This window comes from Blautia coccoides (genome assembly GCF_034355335.1).
Lineage (GTDB): Bacteria > Bacillota > Clostridia > Lachnospirales > Lachnospiraceae > Blautia > Blautia producta.
Map to the genome: position 1 here is coordinate 3,641,163 of NZ_CP136422.1, position 17,164 is coordinate 3,658,326.

Below are 17,164 nucleotides of genomic sequence, written 5' to 3' on the forward strand. Positions count from 1 at the left end.
TACACTCCATATCTTTCGTTTCCGTTTTTTCGATGCCGTATTCAAAAAACTCTATTGTTTTATACGTCACCTGCTGTTTTTTCATATTATCACAGAATGAAACCCGGTGCAACATCTTGTTCCCGGGGTATGAGCCGGCCGCCAGAGATTATCATGATTTTTCTTGTCGAATTCAATTGACAAAAAACTTCCGGGGAGATACAATAATTACAGAATTGAGTGTGTACAGGTGTCCGCTTTGGCGGAATAATAGGAAAGTTGAGTTAAAAGCTCACACGGTCGCGCCGCTGTGAGGGAGGAGCTGCATTTTATGATGTCACTGGGAAACTGGGAAGGCAAAATGCAGTGATGACGCCCGAGTCAGAAGACCTGCCTGTCACAAGCGATTTACACAATGGTTACGAACGATGGCCTTGTGTAAGAACAGGCGGAAACGGTACTTATTATATTATTTATAAAGTCTGCTGACCGCGTTTGTTCTTCTGATGGCCTGTCGGTATTTTTACCGCCGGGTTTTTTTATGCCCATTCGGACACGGTTCCGAATGATATGCTAGGTATTTATTACTCAAATCAGAAGGAGGAAAAGACAAAATGAGTAAGAAACAGAAAAAAATCATTGCATTGGCAAGTATGTTCGCACTGACCTTTGGAATTGTGCCGAATGTAAGCGCCATGCACATCATGGAAGGTTATCTTCCCGGAGGATTCTGCATCGCGTGGGGTGTTATCTGCGTACCATTCCTGATCGCAGGATTCATGTCCATCAAAAAAACCCTGAATGAACACAGAAATCTGATCACCCTTCTGGCAATGTCAGGTGCTTTCGTGTTCGTTATCTCATCTTTAAAGATTCCGTCCGTGACGGGAAGCTGTTCCCATATGACAGGAACCGGTCTTGGCGCCATCCTTTTCGGCCCCAGCGCAGTTTCCATCTTGGGCATCATCGTGCTGCTCTTTCAGGCGATCCTGCTGGCACACGGCGGACTCACCACACTGGGCGCAAACACTTTTTCCATGGCGATCGCCGGCCCCTTTGTATCCTACGGAATTTTCTTTATTTGTAAGAAATTCAAAGCGAACCATTATGTATCCATTTTCCTTGCAGCAACTCTCGGGGATTTATTTACATACTGTGTAACTGCTGTCCAGATGGCACTGGCTCACCATGCAGATACCACTATCATGGGCGCTATGGGAAAATTCATGCTGGTGTTTGCACCCACACAGTTACCTCTGGCAATTATCGAAGGCGTCATTACAGTTCTTATCATTATGGGTCTTGAAACCTATGCAAAACCGGAACTGCGCACCATCGGTTTTTTAAAGGAGGCAAAATAATATGAAGAAAACAGTGATCGCATTATTAGTCGTGATTCTCTTGATCGCATTTGTTCCGCTCTTCGCTTTAAAGGACGCGGAATTCGGCGGCTCTGACGATGCCGGCAGCCAGGTCGTGGAGGAAGTGGACTCCAGTTTCCAGCCCATCGCGGAACCGATCCTTGAAAAAATACTGGGCCGCGAGCTTCCCGGCGAAGTGGAAAGTCTTTTGTTCTGTGTACAGGCTTCCATCGGAGTGGGCATCCTGGCCTTCTTTATGGGAAGATTTGTAGAAAGAAAGAAGCTGGGAAAAGGCGAATGATACTTTGTATCCGGCGAAAGGAGTAACTTATGATAACCATTGACAAGCTTTGTTACAATTCCAAGCTTAGATATGAAAATGCCGGTGAAAAGTTTGCGTTCGCGATGATTACACTTCTGTTCTGTGTAATGAGTCGTTCCATCGTGGTCGCATGCATCGTTTTAGCAGTCACAGGGATTCTCACCGTTTATAAGGGGGGAATCCCTTTTTCCCGCTATATACACTTTTTGACTGTTCCGCTGGCTTTCCTAATTCTGAGCACCATTGCCATTGTTCTGAATTTAAAGCATGAACCCCTGGATCTGTTTGCCATCCCCATAGGCAGCTGGTATCTCACAGGAAGCGTGGATGCACTGCTCTATGCCCTGCAGCTAATCCTGACAGCCCTGTCAGCAGTCTCCTGCCTGTATTTTCTCTCCATGACAACACCCATGCCGGACATCTTAAATGTACTGGGAAAGCTGCACTGTCCCAAGCTGATGATCGAGCTTATGCTGCTCATCTACCGTTTTATCTTTGTGCTGCTGGACACTGCGTATTATATTTCCACATCACAGAACAGCCGTCTGGGAAACAGGGATTACAGAACAAGCTTAAATTCCTTCGGTGCTCTTGGTTCTGTTTTGATGATCCGGGCGGTCAAGCGCTCCAATGCCCTCTACAGCGCCATGGAAGCCCGCTGCTATGACGGCACCATCCATGTTTTGAATGAAACTTATCCTCCCAAGAAAAAAGTTATCGTGTGGATTGTTTTATTTGAAATCTTTTTATTTTCCATAATGATCTGGAGGAGGTTCTTCGCATGAACAAGGACATCATATTAAAAGCAGAGGATTTATATTTTTCTTACGACGATGAGAATTCCCATTCCCTAAACGGTCTCAGCCTGGAGATCAAACGAGGACAGAAGGTTGCCTTTATGGGCTCCAATGGGTCCGGAAAATCCACCTTCTTTCTGTGCTGCAACGGCATCCACCGCCCCTCCTCAGGCACCTTGTATTTTAACGGAGAACCGGTCACATATGACAAGAAGGGACTTTTAAAGCTTCGCAGCAAAGTAGGTATCGTATTCCAGGACCCTGACAACCAGCTTTTTTCAGCCAGTGTATATCAGGAGATTTCTTTTGGTATCCTGAATCTGGGCGTGTCTGAAGAGGAGGCAAAAAAAGAGGTGGAGGAGGTCATTGATTATCTGGAGATCACCCCCTTCCGCCATAAACCCACCCACTCCTTAAGCGGCGGCCAGAAAAAACAGGTTTCAATCGCTGACATTCTTGTTATGCATCCTGACATTATCATTTTAGACGAACCAGCAGCCGCCCTGGATCCCAAGCATACCACCATGGTCAACCAGATCGTGAACCGCCTTACAGAGTCAGGGATCACGGTCCTCATGGCAACCCATGATGTGAATTATGCCTATGAATGGGCAGACGAGATCATGCTGTTTCACGAGGGAAAGGTTCTCATGCACGGCACTCCCGCTGATGTTTTCAGCAACAAAGCAGTTCTGGCACAGACCAACCTGGAACCGCCTGCTGTGCTGGAGTTATTTGACAGCCTGTGCATGAAGGGTATTTTAAAGCCCACTCTGACTGTCCCTAAAAATCTAAAGGCTCTTGAAAAATACATAGCAGATGTCAATATCAATACTACACATTACGGAGGAATATCACCAGTGAACACCCAGACAAAGAAAGCGATCCTGGCAGTCAGCTTCGGCACCAGCCATGAGGACACCAGAAAAGTCACAATTGACGCCATTGAGGATTCCATGAGAGATGCATTCCCGGACTATCCCGTGTATCGCGCATGGACCAGTAAAATGATCATACGAAAGCTGAAAAACCGTGACAACATCATTGTCCCCACAGTGAGAGAAGCCATGGAACAGATGATATCAGACGGCATCACAGATGTACTGGTACAGCCTACCCATGTGATCAACGGCATTGAAAATGACCTGATGAAGGAGGACGCTCTCTCCTACCGGGATTCCTTCCATTCGATTTCTTTCGGAGATCCGCTGCTCACCACAGAGGAGGACAGTCATAAAGTCATCGCCGCCATCGCTGAAGAATTCTCAAATATCACAAAAAAGCAGGCACTGGTATTCATGGGACACGGCACCACACACTTTGCCAATTCTATCTATGCTGCCCTGGATTATACCTTCAAGGATAAGGGATATCACAATTTCTTCCTGGGTACAGTGGAGGCCTATCCTTCCATGGAAAGTCTGAAAAAAATGGTAAAAGCCTATCAGCCGGAGGAAGTGGTCCTTGCTCCCTTTATGATCGTGGCCGGAGACCATGCGAAAAATGATATGGCAGGGGATGACCCCGAATCCTGGTACAGCCAGTTTAAAGACGAGGGATATGAAGTGAAAGCTGTTTTAAAAGGCCTCGGTGAATATAAAGGCATTCGCCGCCTCTTTATTGACCACATCCGCGCCATCGACAAATAAATCGCACTGTTTTTCAAACACACTTTAGAGGATAAGCAGTCACTGCAAAAGTAAGGGGCTGTCGGTTAATACTGATTTTTAAAGCCCCTACACCAAAACAAGCATATCCCGCAGATTTCCTTGCTTTTCAGCAAAGGACGTTCTGCGGGATATGCTTGTTTTTCTTTACTTCTCCTATTTTAGGGCGCAAAATCCCCTTTTTACATATTTGCAGCTCCGCTCTGGCAGCTAAGCTGTCTTTTGATCAGATTTTCCTGCGTATTTCTCGATCTCATGGTAAAGAAACCGATGATATTTATTTATATTCCGGCCAATTGCATACAGCATGAATTCTTTATACACTTTTTCTGAATTGCGGTAATTGAACCGACGGAAGTTTTCGTTTTCCTTGATGTCCCCGAAGTGCCCTTCGGTCTGGATGGAACGGATCTGGCGCTTCAGGATCCCCTTCTCACTCTGGATGTTGGCATTGGATGCTTCTTTCAGTTCCTCCCACTGCTCATTGATCTTCATGACTTTATTTCGGTCACTGTTTTTTTCCGCATTGTACTTATACAGACAACGGGATTTATGTTCACAGCCGCTGCAATCTGCACATCCATAGACTTCCCATGTCTGGCTATACCCGTCCTGCTCCTTACTTTCTGTCCGGATATGACGAAGCTCTCTTCCGTCATGACAGATATAGTAGCGCTCATCTTCAAAGATATGGGTTGTCATGTTGTAATATTTGCTGATATCTTCTTTATAGGCACGGGTTTTCCGTTTTTCGTGATCCTGGAGTTTGATATAACTGGCAATCCCATTGTGTTTCAGATACAAGAGGTTTTTCTCGCTGCAGTATCCGCTGTCTGCTGTCACTTCATCCAATACTTTACCAAAGGCTTTCTGATGCTTCTCCAAAACCGGGATCAGGGTGTTATAATCTGTACGGTCATTGCTCACGTATCCGTGAACGATGAAATAGTTCTCCACCGCGATCTGAACGTTGTAAGCTGGTTTTAACTGACCGTTGAGCATGTGGTCTTCCTTCATCCGCATAAACGTTGCTTCCAGATCCGTTTTGGAATAACTGTTGCGGTCTTTCCCCATGATTTCAAAGCATTCTTTATATCCCATCAGGCGGTTTCCGCATTCCTCCAGTTCCTCATACAGTTTTTGAAGCTCGGACTTCGTTTTTCCCTTACTGTGGACGAATGATATCCCCTCACCTTCTGTAATCTGCATCAGATTCTTCTGAAGCTTCAAAATCTCAAGAGGGGAGCAGTTATCTATTTCGATGATTGTATTGTTTGAGAGCTTCTTATGCTTTGTCAGTTTTCGTTTCCGGTTTTCATCAATCACACGCCTGACTTTTTCCATGCCTTCGATGATGAACATCTTTGCATCCCCAAGGTCGTATTTCGCTGCATACCCATTTTCATGCAGAAGTGTATTGTACTTTTCATAAAGTGCATCTATCTTATCCAAAAGACCTGCAAGATGGTAATTGATGCTCCCTCTCCAGACAAAAGTATAGCGGTTTGCATTGGCTTCCAGCTTCGTACCATCAATAAAGAGTTCTTTGAGCGTGATCAGGCCCTCTTTTTTCAATTGGCGCATGAATTGGTAATTCAGCTCATCCAGAAGATCACCCGTCAGTTTTTTATTCTTGAATTCATAGAAAGCATCCCGCTTCGGTTTCTGCCCTTTGGTCAGCCAGATAAAAGCAAGGTCCCTTTCGCATGATTCAACAATACGGTCAACAGAACGCACTCCGCGCATGTTTGCGTAGGTAACGACAGCATACATCATGATTGGATTGTACCCGGTTCTTCCCTTATCTGAACAACAGGCAAGCAGGCCTGAAAAATCTAATTCCTCCATCACTTTTTTTAGGGTATAGACTGGATCGTCATCGGGTAAATGCAATTCGAAGAAACTGAAGTTAATTTTCTGTTGCCCTAAATCAAAAAATTCGTTATAATAATCTTGTTTAAGCATAGTTCTATTATAACATGGAACGGAGGAAAAGATGGTTGTCGTTAGCCATCTTTTTTTCTGTTTTAGGATATAGTTCAAGGGGAGGATGTGACCGATGATGGTCAAATCCTCCCCTGTTTTAGGCTATCTATTTCCCGACAGCCCCTTACTTTTTTCATCTTCTATTTATATATCTTTTATTCATATATCTCAACTTCGGAAATACAGTTGTCATTCCATCTGTCGCCCTCATATCCGTTCTTGATGTAAAGGGATACATAAGACGCCTCCACAGGCTCATCAAAGGATAGACAAAAGGCTTTCATCTCATTGGAAAACTCCACATCCTTTTTCTGGGAGTCTCCCACACTGACAGTCAAAGACGCTGGTCTTGCATTTGCCTCCCACATATTTTCACTTCTCCAGTTTCCAAGATAGAGTACAATATACCGCACCTTGTGAGCCTTGTCAAAATCCAACCGGATGCCGGTACCCTCTCCCAGTCCGTCTTCTCCCTCCTGCCAGGAGGAAGCAATGTCTCCATCCACAGCACTCGCCGCGCTGTAATCATACTTTTCAGAGGACTGCTGGGAATTCTGGTCTGCAGAGGCTATGGAAACTTTCTTAAATTTAGAAAAATCAATACTGTCTGCATCCACCTGTTTGAAATAATCCTGTTTCTTTTCCTTCTCTTCTTTCTTCTCTTCCTTTTTTTCCTCTTTCGGCTTTTCTTCCTTATCCGTTTCTTTTTCAGATGCTTTGTCTTTTTCTTCCGCAGCGGCTTCTCCACTGCTGGCGTCTTTCTTACCGGCATCTGTTTCCTTGCCGCTGTCCGTCTCTTTATCCGTTGAATCCTGTTTATTCTCTGTATTCTGCGCCTGGGCACCAGCCGTCTTATCCTGCTGTTCCGTCTTGGCGTAATATGCCTTTTTTTCCTCATCCATCTGCTGCATGGTACGCACACCCCACAGGATCCCGATCAAAAGACAGACAAGTAAGATACATCCGGATATGAGCCATATAGGATTTTTCTTCTCCGGCTCTCCCCGGTATTTTTCTTTTTTTGTTTTATCGGCAGTTGCTTTTGAAGCCTGGGTTAAAATATCTTCAAACGGCAGCTCATCCGTGTCTGCAGGATCCACATCTTCATGATCCGCTTTCACAAAATCTTCGGCCTGATGATCTTCTGCTTCATATCCCGGACTTACAGATTTATTCTTGTTATCAGCAGCTCTGTGGTCTGTACTTACTGACTCTGTACCGCTGTTGTCCTCAGTCCTGCGGCCTGCACTTACAGGCTCTGCATCACTGCTGTCCTCACCCCTCTGGCCTGCTATTACCGGCTCTGCACCACTATCATCGGCAGTCTTATAGCCGTCTGTTGCTGACTCTGCGCTGCTGCTGCCATTAGCCCTATGTTCTGCATTGAACGGCTCATCCTCCCCGGTATTTGGCACATCCCCTTTATGTTCCGAAACTGTTTTCTTTTCCGCCTCCGGCGGCTCTTTTTCTGAACCGCTGTCTTTTGCTGCAGCAGCCTCTTTTTTCATGGCCTTCAGTTCTTCATCACTTTTATAAAACTCCCAGATGTCGTCCTCATCCATATATTCCTCGAACACCGCTTTTCCGCATTTTGAGCAGAATAAATCGTCGTTGTCCAGTTCATGGCCGCATCTTTCACACTTCATATTATACTTCCCCTTCCTGCAATTTCACTTCGCATGCTGCTGTTCAAAGCTCTGCCAAGAGCACAGTTCTGTGAACAGCAGCCTCCGCATTTGAAGGTCTTATCCCTTATTATTTCCAGTAATCCCTCTCATTATCGATCATATAGAGAAGCGCATTGCAGATACACGCAGCGATATTACTGCCGCCCTTTCTTCCCCTTGCCACAATGTAAGGTACGTCTGTCTCCATGATCATTTCCTTAGATTGTACCACATTTACAAAGCCTACGGGAACCCCTATTATAAGATATGGCGAAATTTTCCCCTCCTGTATCAATTCATGCAGGCGTACCAAAGCCGTGGGCGCATTTCCAATGGCGAATATAAGAGGCTTTCCCATAGACGCAGCTTTATCCATACTTGCCACCGCCCGCGTTGTCCCCTGACTCTTTGCGGAAAAAGCCACATCCTCATCAGACATAAAACAGAAAACATCCCCGCCGAACTTTGCCAGCGCTTTCTTATTAATGCCTGCCTTTGCCATCTGTGTGTCTGTCACAATACACGCACCCTTTTTAATGGCATCAATTGCTTTCTCCACTGCATGTTCAGAAAAGCAGAGATTATCTGCATATTCAAAATCAGCGCTTGTATGGATACAGCGCTTTACGATCAGCTCTGTACCGGGAACCAGTTTTTTGTCCCCCAGCTCCTCTGTGATGATCTCAAAGCTTCTGGTTTCAATCTCTTTTGGTTTTACATTCTCTAATTCTGTTTTCATCTCATCCGCCCTTTCTAAATGCCGGCTTCCAGGATCTCGTATATCTTTTTCATATCCAGATGTTTCCTCAGCTCACTTGCCAGGATATCATACTGTGTTTCCTTAAATTCCGCAAAATCCACACCTGTCATCTGACTTACATCCAGGCCTTTCAAATCTCCAATGGCCTCCACTATCTTCTTTGCCACTTCTTCCTTGTCAAAAATACCATGCACGTAAGAGCCGTATACATTTCCTTTATAAGCTCCATCCTCTTTTGACGTACCCTTTACCGTATCCATAATGTTCACAAGAGGCCTGGCTCCTTCTCTCAGGGTAGACACACCCATATGGATCTCATATCCCTCCAGTTTCACCCCTGTGAGTCCTTTTAAGGCGCCCTGCACATTTGGGAAGCTTCCTTCCACTCTGGTTCTTGTCTTAGCCCCCTGAAATACCGTATCCATAGGAAGAAGTCCCATGCCTTTTATCTGACCGCCTGCTTCCACATTGTCAGGATCAGACAGGGTCTCTCCCAGCATCTGATAGCCTCCGCACACACCAAATATGATCTTGCCTTCTGCGGCTTTTTTCAAGATTGCTGCTTCCAATCCGTTCTGCCGCATCCAAAGAAGGTCTTCCATGGTGTTCTTGGATCCCGGAAGCACGATCATGTCAGGATTTTTCAGTTCCCGGACAGTTTTCACATAACGCACCGATACCCCGGGAATCACCTCCAGCGCGTTAAAATCCGTAAAATTGGAAATACGCGGAATGCGGATCACGGCAATGTCGATCAGATCCACTTCCTGTTTCCCGTCAAAACGCTCTGTCAGGCTGTCCTCATCCTCCACCTCAATATTTAGATAAGGGGCCACTCCTACCACGGGAATGCCGCTTTTTTTCTCCAGCATTTCAATACCGGGGTCCAAAATGGTTTTATCTCCACGGAATTTATTGATGATCATACCCTTGACGATTTCTCTTTCGTCCTCCTCAAGAAGCATCACCGTACCGATCAACTGCGCAAATACGCCGCCCCGGTCAATATCTCCCACCAGAAGCACCGGTGCCTTTGCCGTTTTAGCCATTCCCATATTGACAATGTCTTCCCGCTTCAGATTGATCTCCGCCGGACTGCCCGCACCTTCGATCACTACAATATCATACTCGGACGCCAATTTATCATAAGCTTTCTTAACTTCCGGTATCAGGTTCTTTTTATAGGCAAAATATTCCCTTGCACTCATGGTCCCCAGAACCTCTCCGTTTACGATCACCTGGCTGCCCGTCTCATTGGTGGGCTTTAATAAAATCGGGTTCATATACACAGAAGGAGTGATCCCCGCCGCCTCAGCCTGCATCACCTGCGCGCGTCCCATCTCCAAGCCCTCCTCCGTGATAAAGGAATTGAGTGCCATGTTCTGTGATTTAAAAGGCGCCACTTTATATCCGTCCTGTTTAAAAATACGGCACAGTCCAGCCGTCAGAAGACTCTTTCCCGCATTGGACATGGTCCCCTGCACCATAATTGCTTTTGCCATTATCTGCTACCTACCTTTCTCTTGGCGTATCTATTCATTTCTTTTAGCGTATCTGTTCACTTTTCTTGGCGTATCTGTTCATTTTTCTTGGCGTATCTGTTCATCATTCCTTCCGACTGTCCGGGGCCTGTATCTCTTCAAGCACCTGCAGGAGCCTGTTATTTTCTTCCCTTAGCCTTACAGCGATCCTGTAATACCCTTTGGACAGTCCGTAATAGTTGCTGCAGTCCCGGATCAAAATGCCTCTTTCAAGACATTGCTCATAAAGATTCTCCGGTCCTTTGAAAAATATGTAATTGGCACTGGAGGCAAAGGTCTGATATCCCAGATGTCCCATGCTTTCCAAAAGCCGGGTGCGCTCCCTGTGTATAGCCTCCATGGATCTTTCCACGTATTCCTTCTCCGAAAGAGCCGCGATTCCCGCTTCCTGAGCCAAAACGGACACATTCCAGGGCTGGGTCACCAACTGCATTTTTTCAAGCAGCAGCCCGTTCCCGCACAGGGCGTATCCCAGTCTCACACCTGCCATGGCATAGCGCTTTGTAAAAGCCTTGAGCAAAAAAAGGTCTGGATTTTGTTCTAAAAACGGTTTCATGGTATGCTCTTGGGGATATTCCACAAAATCTACAAAACACTCATCCAGCATAAGGATACAGCCGCATTTCTGACAGCGAAGCAGCACTTCCTCTAAAAAATCCTGCTCCATGAGCACACCGGTGGGATTATTGGGATTACAAAGAAAAACCATATCCAATTCCTCTGTGATACACTCCAAAAAATCCCTTCCCACAAAAAATCCGGTATCCTCTTTCAGTACATAGCGCTTCATTTCACAGTCCACTGTGGCAAGAGCCTGCTCATATTCCGCAAATGTCGGCGCAGGAAGCAGAGCCTTTTTCGGCTTTAATGCCAGCACCAGGGCAAAGATCAGATCAGCCGCACCGTTTCCGCAGATGATCTGCTCTGCCGGAACCCCTTCATAATGGCTGATGGCTTCTCTGAGCCGCTCACATTTTACATCCGGATAATGGCAGACCTGCTCCATAGCCCGGGCCACAGCTTGTTTTACAGACTCGGGCGTGCCGAAGGGATTGCAGTTTGCGGAAAAATCCGTCACATTCTGATGGCGGTAGACATCACCGCCATGTGCATGGTAACTTATCATCTGTTTTCTCCTTACAGTAACATAAAAATCCCCATACGGATCAGTGCAAAAAACGCAGTCCCCAGGGCAGCGCTTACATACAGAAGGCGGTTTGCCCTTGGAATGTCCTCTATCTCCACTTCCCTGAGGGCATCACCGATGGTGGGTTTTTCATATAATTTTCCGAAATAAAAAGCATTTCCCGCAAGCTGGATATCCAGCGCGCCTGCCATGACTGCCTCTGTCTGGGCAGAGTTGGGGCTTGCATGATTATATCGGTCTCTCAAAAATATCTTCTTCGCATTTTTCCAGTCAAAGCCGGCACACATTGAGGCAAGTATCATCAGCCAGGCGCTGATCCTGGCCGGTATATAATTGGCGATATCATCCAGTTTGGCAGCGTACCGGCCAAAATTCAGGTATTTGTCATTTTTATACCCCACCATGGAATCCATGGTATTAATTCCCTTATACAGAAACATCAGGGCAGGCCCCCCTATAGCCATGTAAAAAAGGGGCGCTATGATCCCATCGGATGTGTTTTCCGCAATAGTCTCTACTGCCGCTTTTGTCACACCGGCTGCAGACAGACTTTTGGTATCTCTCCCAACGATCATGGAAACCGCATTTCTTGCCCCGGGCAGGTCCTGCTTTTTCAGTTCCTCATACACCCGCATACTCTCATCCTTCAGCGACTTTACTGCCAGCATCTGATAACACAAAAACGTCTCCACCACGATTCCCAGAACTGTGTGGATATGGTATGCCAGATACAATAGCAGAAATGTGATCCCTCCGCTTCCAATACAGATCAACAGCACCAGGAAAAACCCAGCCGTCCTTTCCCCCTTTGCGGTTTTAGGAAAAGCAGATCTCAGTAATTTTTCAAGCAGCGATATCCCGTTTCCAATGATGCGAACAGGATGATACAGCCATCTGGGATCTCCCAAAAGCAAATCTATCAAAAAGCCCAGTATCAGGGCCAGTGCTGTCCATTTCACCATATCTTGTCAAATCCTTCCTGTGTATATTTGCCGGTCACCTCTATCTTTTGGCTGTCTCTCCATTTTGTTTCTTCAGCCCATACTTCGTAACCCTGTGCGTTCTTTACCTGCCATTCAAAGTAACTCCTGCCCGGATCCGCGCATGCGCTTAAAATACTCATAATGGTTCCCCCGTGCACCACAAAAGCTGCTGTGTGCAGTTTCTCCTTCAGACACTGCTCCACACACCGGGCAAAACCTTCCACGCACCGCTTTTGAAACATCTTCTGGCTTTCCCCTTCCGGAAAGGGCAGGGTTCCGTTGCTGTCGATCCATGCCTGGTATCGGGGTTCCCCTGACAGCTCCTGATAATTCTTATTCTCAAAAATCCCAAAATCACATTCTTTTAAATGTTCTTCTGTCTCTTTTTTAGCTCCCGGAAACAAAATTTCCGCGGTCTCCCTGCACCGCCGCATGGGGCTTACAAAAACCCGCTGTACAGGCGGGTAAGAAAAGTTTTCAAGCAATCGGATTCCCTCTTCGCAGAGAGGCTCGTCTGTGCGGGCGCCGATATAACGTCCCAGCTTGTTCCCCGCCGTCATGGAATGGCGGATCAATAGGATCTTAACCATTTTTTATCACCGTCCCGATCCCACAGGTCACGCGGACAACACATTTTGCCGCGGCTGCCATCCTGGTGCAGATCCTGCCCACAGCCTCCCTGTATTTCCTGTCAAAGGCATCCACAGGCACCACACCATATCCCAATTCATTGCTTATGAGCACAATGTCAGGATTTACCCGAAGCAGCTCCTCCTCCAAATGGGACATATCCCTGTCTTCCTGCAGTCTTGCACGGATCCATTCATGAAAATGATACAGGCATCTACAGGTGAAGATATCCTCATAGGAAGCATTGGCTCCGTCCTTCATATCCTTTTCCCCAATGCCCTGAACCTTTGCATATTCCTTCTTTCCCTGGAACGCTCCGCCTATGATCAACTGCATATGTCTTTCCTCCATTCTTTTTCCAAAACATATCCGAAAATTCCCGCCGGCCTGCCGGGCATTTACCAAACAACTCAAATACGATTTTACAGACAGCGCACAACCACCTCACCGATCACTGTGAACAGGGCTATGACAAGTTCACAGATCTGCATGTGGAAACCAGCCAGATCGCCTGTGATCCCTCCAAACTGTTTCATGGACATGCGGTAATAGTACAGATATTCCAGTGCAGCGCCCAATACGGCAAAGCCTCCGATCACCGGCTGATACAGAACCATCATCACTGCCGATACCAGGGCAAACACAACAGAGACCACTCTGACCGCGTTTTTCTGGGCGCCGTCTGAAAAAGTGGCTGCCAGTCCCGTATTCTTCGCCATGGGAAAGGATGCTATAGAAAACGCCCCCATCCCTCTGGAGAGTACGAATCCCATACACACAACCGGAAGCCCTGCTGCGGTCAGTTCACTGTAAACGCCAAAATACAGGAGGAAATAGCAGATTCCCACAATAATGGCAAAGGCACCTGCATTGGAATCTTTTAAGATTTCCAGTTTCTTCTCCCTGGGCTGATAGGAATTCAGGGCATCTGAGGTGTCCAAAAGGCCATCTAAATGGATTCCTCCGCTGACAAGAACCGGGATCAGGAGCAGCACAATGGTGATAAAGACACGGCTGTCCAGAAAATTCCAGGCATAGGTCCCCCAAAGCCAGGAAAGTCCGCCGATCACAACACCGATCAACGGAAAAAAGCACATGACATACCGCATATTTTCCTTTGTCCACTCACTCTGGGGCATAGGAATCTTAGAATACATAGAAAAAGCTATCTTAAAACTGTTCCAAAACTGTCCCGCCTTACTCTGTCTCATGGTCTGTTTCCCCCATCCTGTCTTCCTTATCTGTTCTACTCTTGTATATGAGGGGAATGCCATACACCACCTCTGTCACCTGACAGGCCCGGCGTGCAGTCTCCCGGTTGATCTCCCCCAGGTAACTCTGGTACCGCCTGGTCTCCTCATCATACTCGATACCGTCTGAAAAAATTTCATTTGTCACGATCACCAGCTCTGCTGCCTGGGCTTCCAGGGAGGCGATTCCCTCCAGAACCGCCTCCACAGTCCTCTCCTTAGCGCCGTCTTCCTGAAACATCTCATTGGCCGTCAGGTTGGACAGACACTCCAGAAGCACACAGGCGCCTTTCGGCACCTGCACATGCTTCAGACCTGTATAACACTCTATGGTTGTAAATTTCTTTTCAGCCCGCATACGCCTGTGGCGTTCCACACGCTTTTTACTCTCCTCATCAAAGGGGTACATGGTAGCGATATAGATTCTCTCACAGTCACCAAAGCCTGTCAGTACATCCTCTGCATAGGCAGATTTTCCGCTTCCGCTTCCCCCTGTCACCAAAGTTATCATATTTTGCCCCGCTGTCCTTTAGTCTAATGGCACATAGGCATCCATGCCGATGCCGCCGAAGTCGCTCATTCCATAAAATACAGCCGCGGCAATGTCCAGAAGCGGGAAGAACGCCACGGCTCCGGTTCCCTCTCCCAGGCACATGTCACAGTGCAGGCAGGCTTCCTTTCCCAGGGCTTCCAGAAGCAGATGTCCCGCAGGCTCTTTTGATACATGGCTGGCAATCATATATTGCTTTGCGGTTGGACAGATCCCGGCCGCGACCAAGGCTCCTGTGGCGGAGATCACACCGTCGATCACAACAGGGATCTTAAGAGCCGCGCCGCCTAAAAACAGTCCCGCAATGGCAGCAATGTCAAATCCTCCCACCTTTGCCACCACATCAACTGCATCCTTTCTATCCGGTTTATTCACAGCAACCGCCTTTTTGATGGCATTGATCTTACGGTTCAGACCCTCACTTGAAAGACCTGCGCCGCGCCCTGTCATATTTTCCACAGGCATGTCCAAGAGCACGGAAGCCACAGCACTGCTGGTGGTAGTATTACCGATTCCCATCTCTCCGGTGGCAATGATTCCGTAGCCTTTTTCTTTCAGCATTTCTACCATCTCGATTCCCGTCTCGATGGCCTGGACCGCCTGCTCTCTTGTCATGGCCGGTTCTTTTGTCATGTTTTTTGTCCCATAGGCAATCTTGCGGTTTAAAATACTTACATCTTTTGCCACGCCCACATCTACAGGGAAGATTTCTGCTCCGACGGTTTTACACATGATACTGGAAACTGCTTTTGTCTGCAGGAAATTTTCTGCCACCAGTGCCGTGATCTCCTGTCCGGTCTGAGTCACGCCTTCCTCAACTACGCCGTTGTCCGCACACATGGGAACCAGCGCTTTCTTTTCCAGATGAATATCCAGGCATCCTGTGATACCTGTGATCTGTACCAAAAGATCCTCCAGCTTGCCCAAACTGTGAAGGGGATGCGCAATACTGTCCCAGCGTTTTTTACACTCCTCCATCACTTCCTCGTTGACCGGTTCGATCATTTTTAAAGCCTCTTCCAGTTTCATATTCCTTTCCTCTCTTCCTCTGTATGTATTTTTGCTGCCCAGTGTTTTGCTGCTGCTCAGTATTATACTTCTGCCAAGCATTTTGCTGTTCACCGAAACTCTGCCCTTTATTTCCCCATTTTCCTGTATTCCAGACATTTCTCCAGAAACGCCTGCGGCAGCCTGGGATTACCGTAGTAATAAAAATGCGGAAATCCTGCCAGCAGATGCTCAGACCCATGCAGGCAGTTCCAGGACCTGCTGCTCATTGGTTTCTCTGCCAGAAAATCCTCCCCACAGGATGTGGAATCAAAATAATGAAACTCGTGGGCGGGACTCTTCCCAATATTTTTTCCGAATACAGTTCCCTCTCTTTGGGTCAGTGTCACATATCCAAACCGTCCCAGTTTTTCTGTCCTGTAAGCATGTCCCGGTATGATTCCCACACCGTCACATGGATTTTTATCCATATCCTCCATGGACTCATGCAGGTACATAAAACCGCCGCACTCTGCCATGATTGGGATTCCCCTCTGATATTCTGTCAGGATTGCCCGGCGGACCGTGTAATTATCTTCCAGTTCTTTTCCCAGAAGCTCCGGATACCCTCCGTAAAAGATCAAACCATTTAATCCTTCCGGAAGCCTTTTGTCATGGACCGGCGAAAAATAAACAATTTCCGCGCCCATCTGCTCCAGCAGTTTCAGATTGTCCTCATAAACAAAACAAAACGCCTCATCCCTGGCAACACCGATCCTTATCCGTTCAGGAAGGCAGAACTCATAAGCACTGTCCTCTTTCCATGGCTTATCCTCTGAAATTTCGGGTGCACCCCCTGCAATCTCTAAAATCCTGTCTATGCAGAGTGTCTGCTCCAGTATTTCTGCCAGTTTCATGAGCTTTTCCCGGAACCCTTCCACCTCCTCAGGCATCACAAGACCCAGATGGCGGCTTTCAAGAACACACTCCTCCACCTTAGGCACATATCCCAGAACAGGTACCGAGAGTTCCTCCTCTATCATTTTCCTGACCCTGGGATACAGCATGGCTGTCATCTGATTCAGGATCACACCTGCGATCCGGCTGTCTTTTCTGTATTCCATGAACCCCTTGATATAAGGGAGTACGGACACACTCATGCCCCTGCAGTTCACGATCAAAACTGCAGGTGTCTTTGTCACATTTGCCAGTTCATAGGCGCTTGCCCTGCTGGTGGTCCCTCCCACTCCGTCGTAATATCCCATGACGCCCTCCATAAGCGCAAGGTCCATGTCACGGCTGTTTTCTGCCAGCAGATACCGCACCACATCCCTGTCTGCAAAGAAGGTGTCCAGGTTTCTGGACTTGGTCCCAATGACTTTTGAATGGAACATAGGGTCAATATAATCAGGCCCGCACTTAAAGGAGGCCACCTTCAGCCCGCGGTTTTTCAAAACCTGCAGAATTCCGCAGGTGATCAAGGTTTTGCCGCTGCCGCTGGCACCGGCACAAAGAAGTACGCGGGGTATTTTCATAA

At 47.2% G+C, this 17,164-nt stretch carries 16 protein-coding genes, 1 pseudogene and 1 riboswitch; of the genes and pseudogenes, 5 read left to right on the top strand and 12 right to left on the bottom strand.

From position 1 onward, the window contains the following. Positions 1 to 210 precede the first annotated feature (210 nt). Positions 211 to 391: riboswitch (cobalamin riboswitch) on the top strand. Between the two features lie 202 nt (positions 392 to 593). The 5 genes and pseudogenes from BLCOC_RS16365 (at position 594) to BLCOC_RS27630 (ending at position 4,108) form a co-directional block, all read left to right on the top strand. Continuing rightward, entirely contained in the window at positions 594 to 1,340 is a 747-nt protein-coding gene (locus BLCOC_RS16365; protein WP_029468736.1) for an energy-coupling factor ABC transporter permease, read from the top strand. Between the two features lies 1 nt (position 1,341). Then, a complete protein-coding gene (locus tag BLCOC_RS16370) occupies positions 1,342 to 1,641 on the top strand; it encodes an energy-coupling factor ABC transporter substrate-binding protein (RefSeq protein WP_018597585.1) in 300 nt (99 codons plus the stop codon). A 29-nt stretch (positions 1,642 to 1,670) separates the two neighbouring features. Then, positions 1,671 to 2,447 carry a cobalt ECF transporter T component CbiQ gene (cbiQ, locus tag BLCOC_RS16375; protein ID WP_029468735.1) on the top strand — a complete coding sequence of 259 codons (777 nt, stop codon included), beginning with the start codon at positions 1,671 to 1,673 and terminating at the stop codon, positions 2,445 to 2,447. Beyond that, a pseudogene (locus tag BLCOC_RS27625) lies at positions 2,444 to 3,046 on the top strand (energy-coupling factor ABC transporter ATP-binding protein); the annotation flags it as partial. The gene cbiQ and the pseudogene BLCOC_RS27625, both read left to right, overlap by 4 nt. A 273-nt stretch (positions 3,047 to 3,319) precedes the next feature. After that, the gene (locus BLCOC_RS27630) at positions 3,320 to 4,108 is read left to right on the top strand and encodes a sirohydrochlorin cobaltochelatase (RefSeq protein WP_242999092.1); all 789 of its coding nucleotides are present in this window, start codon (positions 3,320 to 3,322) and stop codon (positions 4,106 to 4,108) included. A 228-nt stretch (positions 4,109 to 4,336) separates the two neighbouring features. Here BLCOC_RS27630 and BLCOC_RS16390 read toward each other — a convergent pair whose 3' ends face one another. From BLCOC_RS16390 to BLCOC_RS16445, 12 genes are all read right to left on the bottom strand, one after another. Beyond that, positions 4,337 to 6,091, bottom strand: coding sequence for an IS1182 family transposase (locus BLCOC_RS16390; RefSeq protein ID WP_115625424.1), 1,755 nt, complete (start codon positions 6,089 to 6,091; stop codon positions 4,337 to 4,339). 176 nt (positions 6,092 to 6,267) lie between these two features. Continuing rightward, on the bottom strand, positions 6,268 to 7,758 hold the full coding sequence (locus BLCOC_RS16395) for an NADase-type glycan-binding domain-containing protein (RefSeq protein WP_176582791.1): 1,491 nt from the start codon (positions 7,756 to 7,758) through the stop codon (positions 6,268 to 6,270). Positions 7,759 to 7,867: 109 nt separating this feature from the next. After that, a complete protein-coding gene (locus tag BLCOC_RS16400; RefSeq protein ID WP_115622794.1) occupies positions 7,868 to 8,518 on the bottom strand; it encodes a precorrin-8X methylmutase in 651 nt (216 codons plus the stop codon). Positions 8,519 to 8,532: 14 nt separating this feature from the next. After that, positions 8,533 to 10,041 carry a cobyric acid synthase gene (locus BLCOC_RS16405; protein WP_029468731.1) on the bottom strand — a complete coding sequence of 503 codons (1,509 nt, stop codon included), beginning with the start codon at positions 10,039 to 10,041 and terminating at the stop codon, positions 8,533 to 8,535. Between the two features lie 103 nt (positions 10,042 to 10,144). After that, positions 10,145 to 11,206: a pyridoxal phosphate-dependent aminotransferase gene (locus BLCOC_RS16410; protein ID WP_115622795.1), complete on the bottom strand. Its 1,062-nt coding sequence runs from the start codon at positions 11,204 to 11,206 to the stop codon at positions 10,145 to 10,147. A gap of 11 nt (positions 11,207 to 11,217) precedes the next feature. Beyond that, positions 11,218 to 12,189: an adenosylcobinamide-phosphate synthase CbiB gene (gene cbiB / locus BLCOC_RS16415; protein WP_115622796.1), complete on the bottom strand. Its 972-nt coding sequence runs from the start codon at positions 12,187 to 12,189 to the stop codon at positions 11,218 to 11,220. Next, the gene (locus BLCOC_RS16420; protein WP_029468728.1) at positions 12,183 to 12,800 is read right to left on the bottom strand and encodes a histidine phosphatase family protein; all 618 of its coding nucleotides are present in this window, start codon (positions 12,798 to 12,800) and stop codon (positions 12,183 to 12,185) included. Before BLCOC_RS16420 ends, cbiB begins: the two co-directional genes overlap by 7 nt. After that, positions 12,793 to 13,176, bottom strand: a complete 384-nt coding sequence (locus BLCOC_RS16425; RefSeq protein ID WP_115625425.1) for a bifunctional adenosylcobinamide kinase/adenosylcobinamide-phosphate guanylyltransferase — start codon at positions 13,174 to 13,176, stop codon at positions 12,793 to 12,795. The genes BLCOC_RS16420 and BLCOC_RS16425 overlap by 8 nt, the downstream gene beginning before the upstream one ends. 86 nt (positions 13,177 to 13,262) lie before the next feature. Further along, positions 13,263 to 14,051: an adenosylcobinamide-GDP ribazoletransferase gene (cobS, locus tag BLCOC_RS16430; protein WP_115622797.1), complete on the bottom strand. Its 789-nt coding sequence runs from the start codon at positions 14,049 to 14,051 to the stop codon at positions 13,263 to 13,265. Next, entirely contained in the window at positions 14,038 to 14,601 is a 564-nt protein-coding gene (locus tag BLCOC_RS16435; RefSeq protein WP_029468726.1) for a bifunctional adenosylcobinamide kinase/adenosylcobinamide-phosphate guanylyltransferase, read from the bottom strand. Before BLCOC_RS16435 ends, cobS begins: the two co-directional genes overlap by 14 nt. Positions 14,602 to 14,619: 18 nt before the next feature. Then, positions 14,620 to 15,669 (bottom strand): nicotinate-nucleotide--dimethylbenzimidazole phosphoribosyltransferase, encoded by a 1,050-nt coding sequence (gene cobT / locus BLCOC_RS16440; RefSeq protein WP_115625426.1) that lies wholly within the window; start codon positions 15,667 to 15,669, stop codon positions 14,620 to 14,622. Between the two features lie 107 nt (positions 15,670 to 15,776). Next, positions 15,777 to 17,162 (bottom strand): cobyrinate a,c-diamide synthase, encoded by a 1,386-nt coding sequence (locus tag BLCOC_RS16445; protein WP_115622798.1) that lies wholly within the window; start codon positions 17,160 to 17,162, stop codon positions 15,777 to 15,779. Between the last annotated feature and the right edge of the window lie 2 nt (positions 17,163 to 17,164).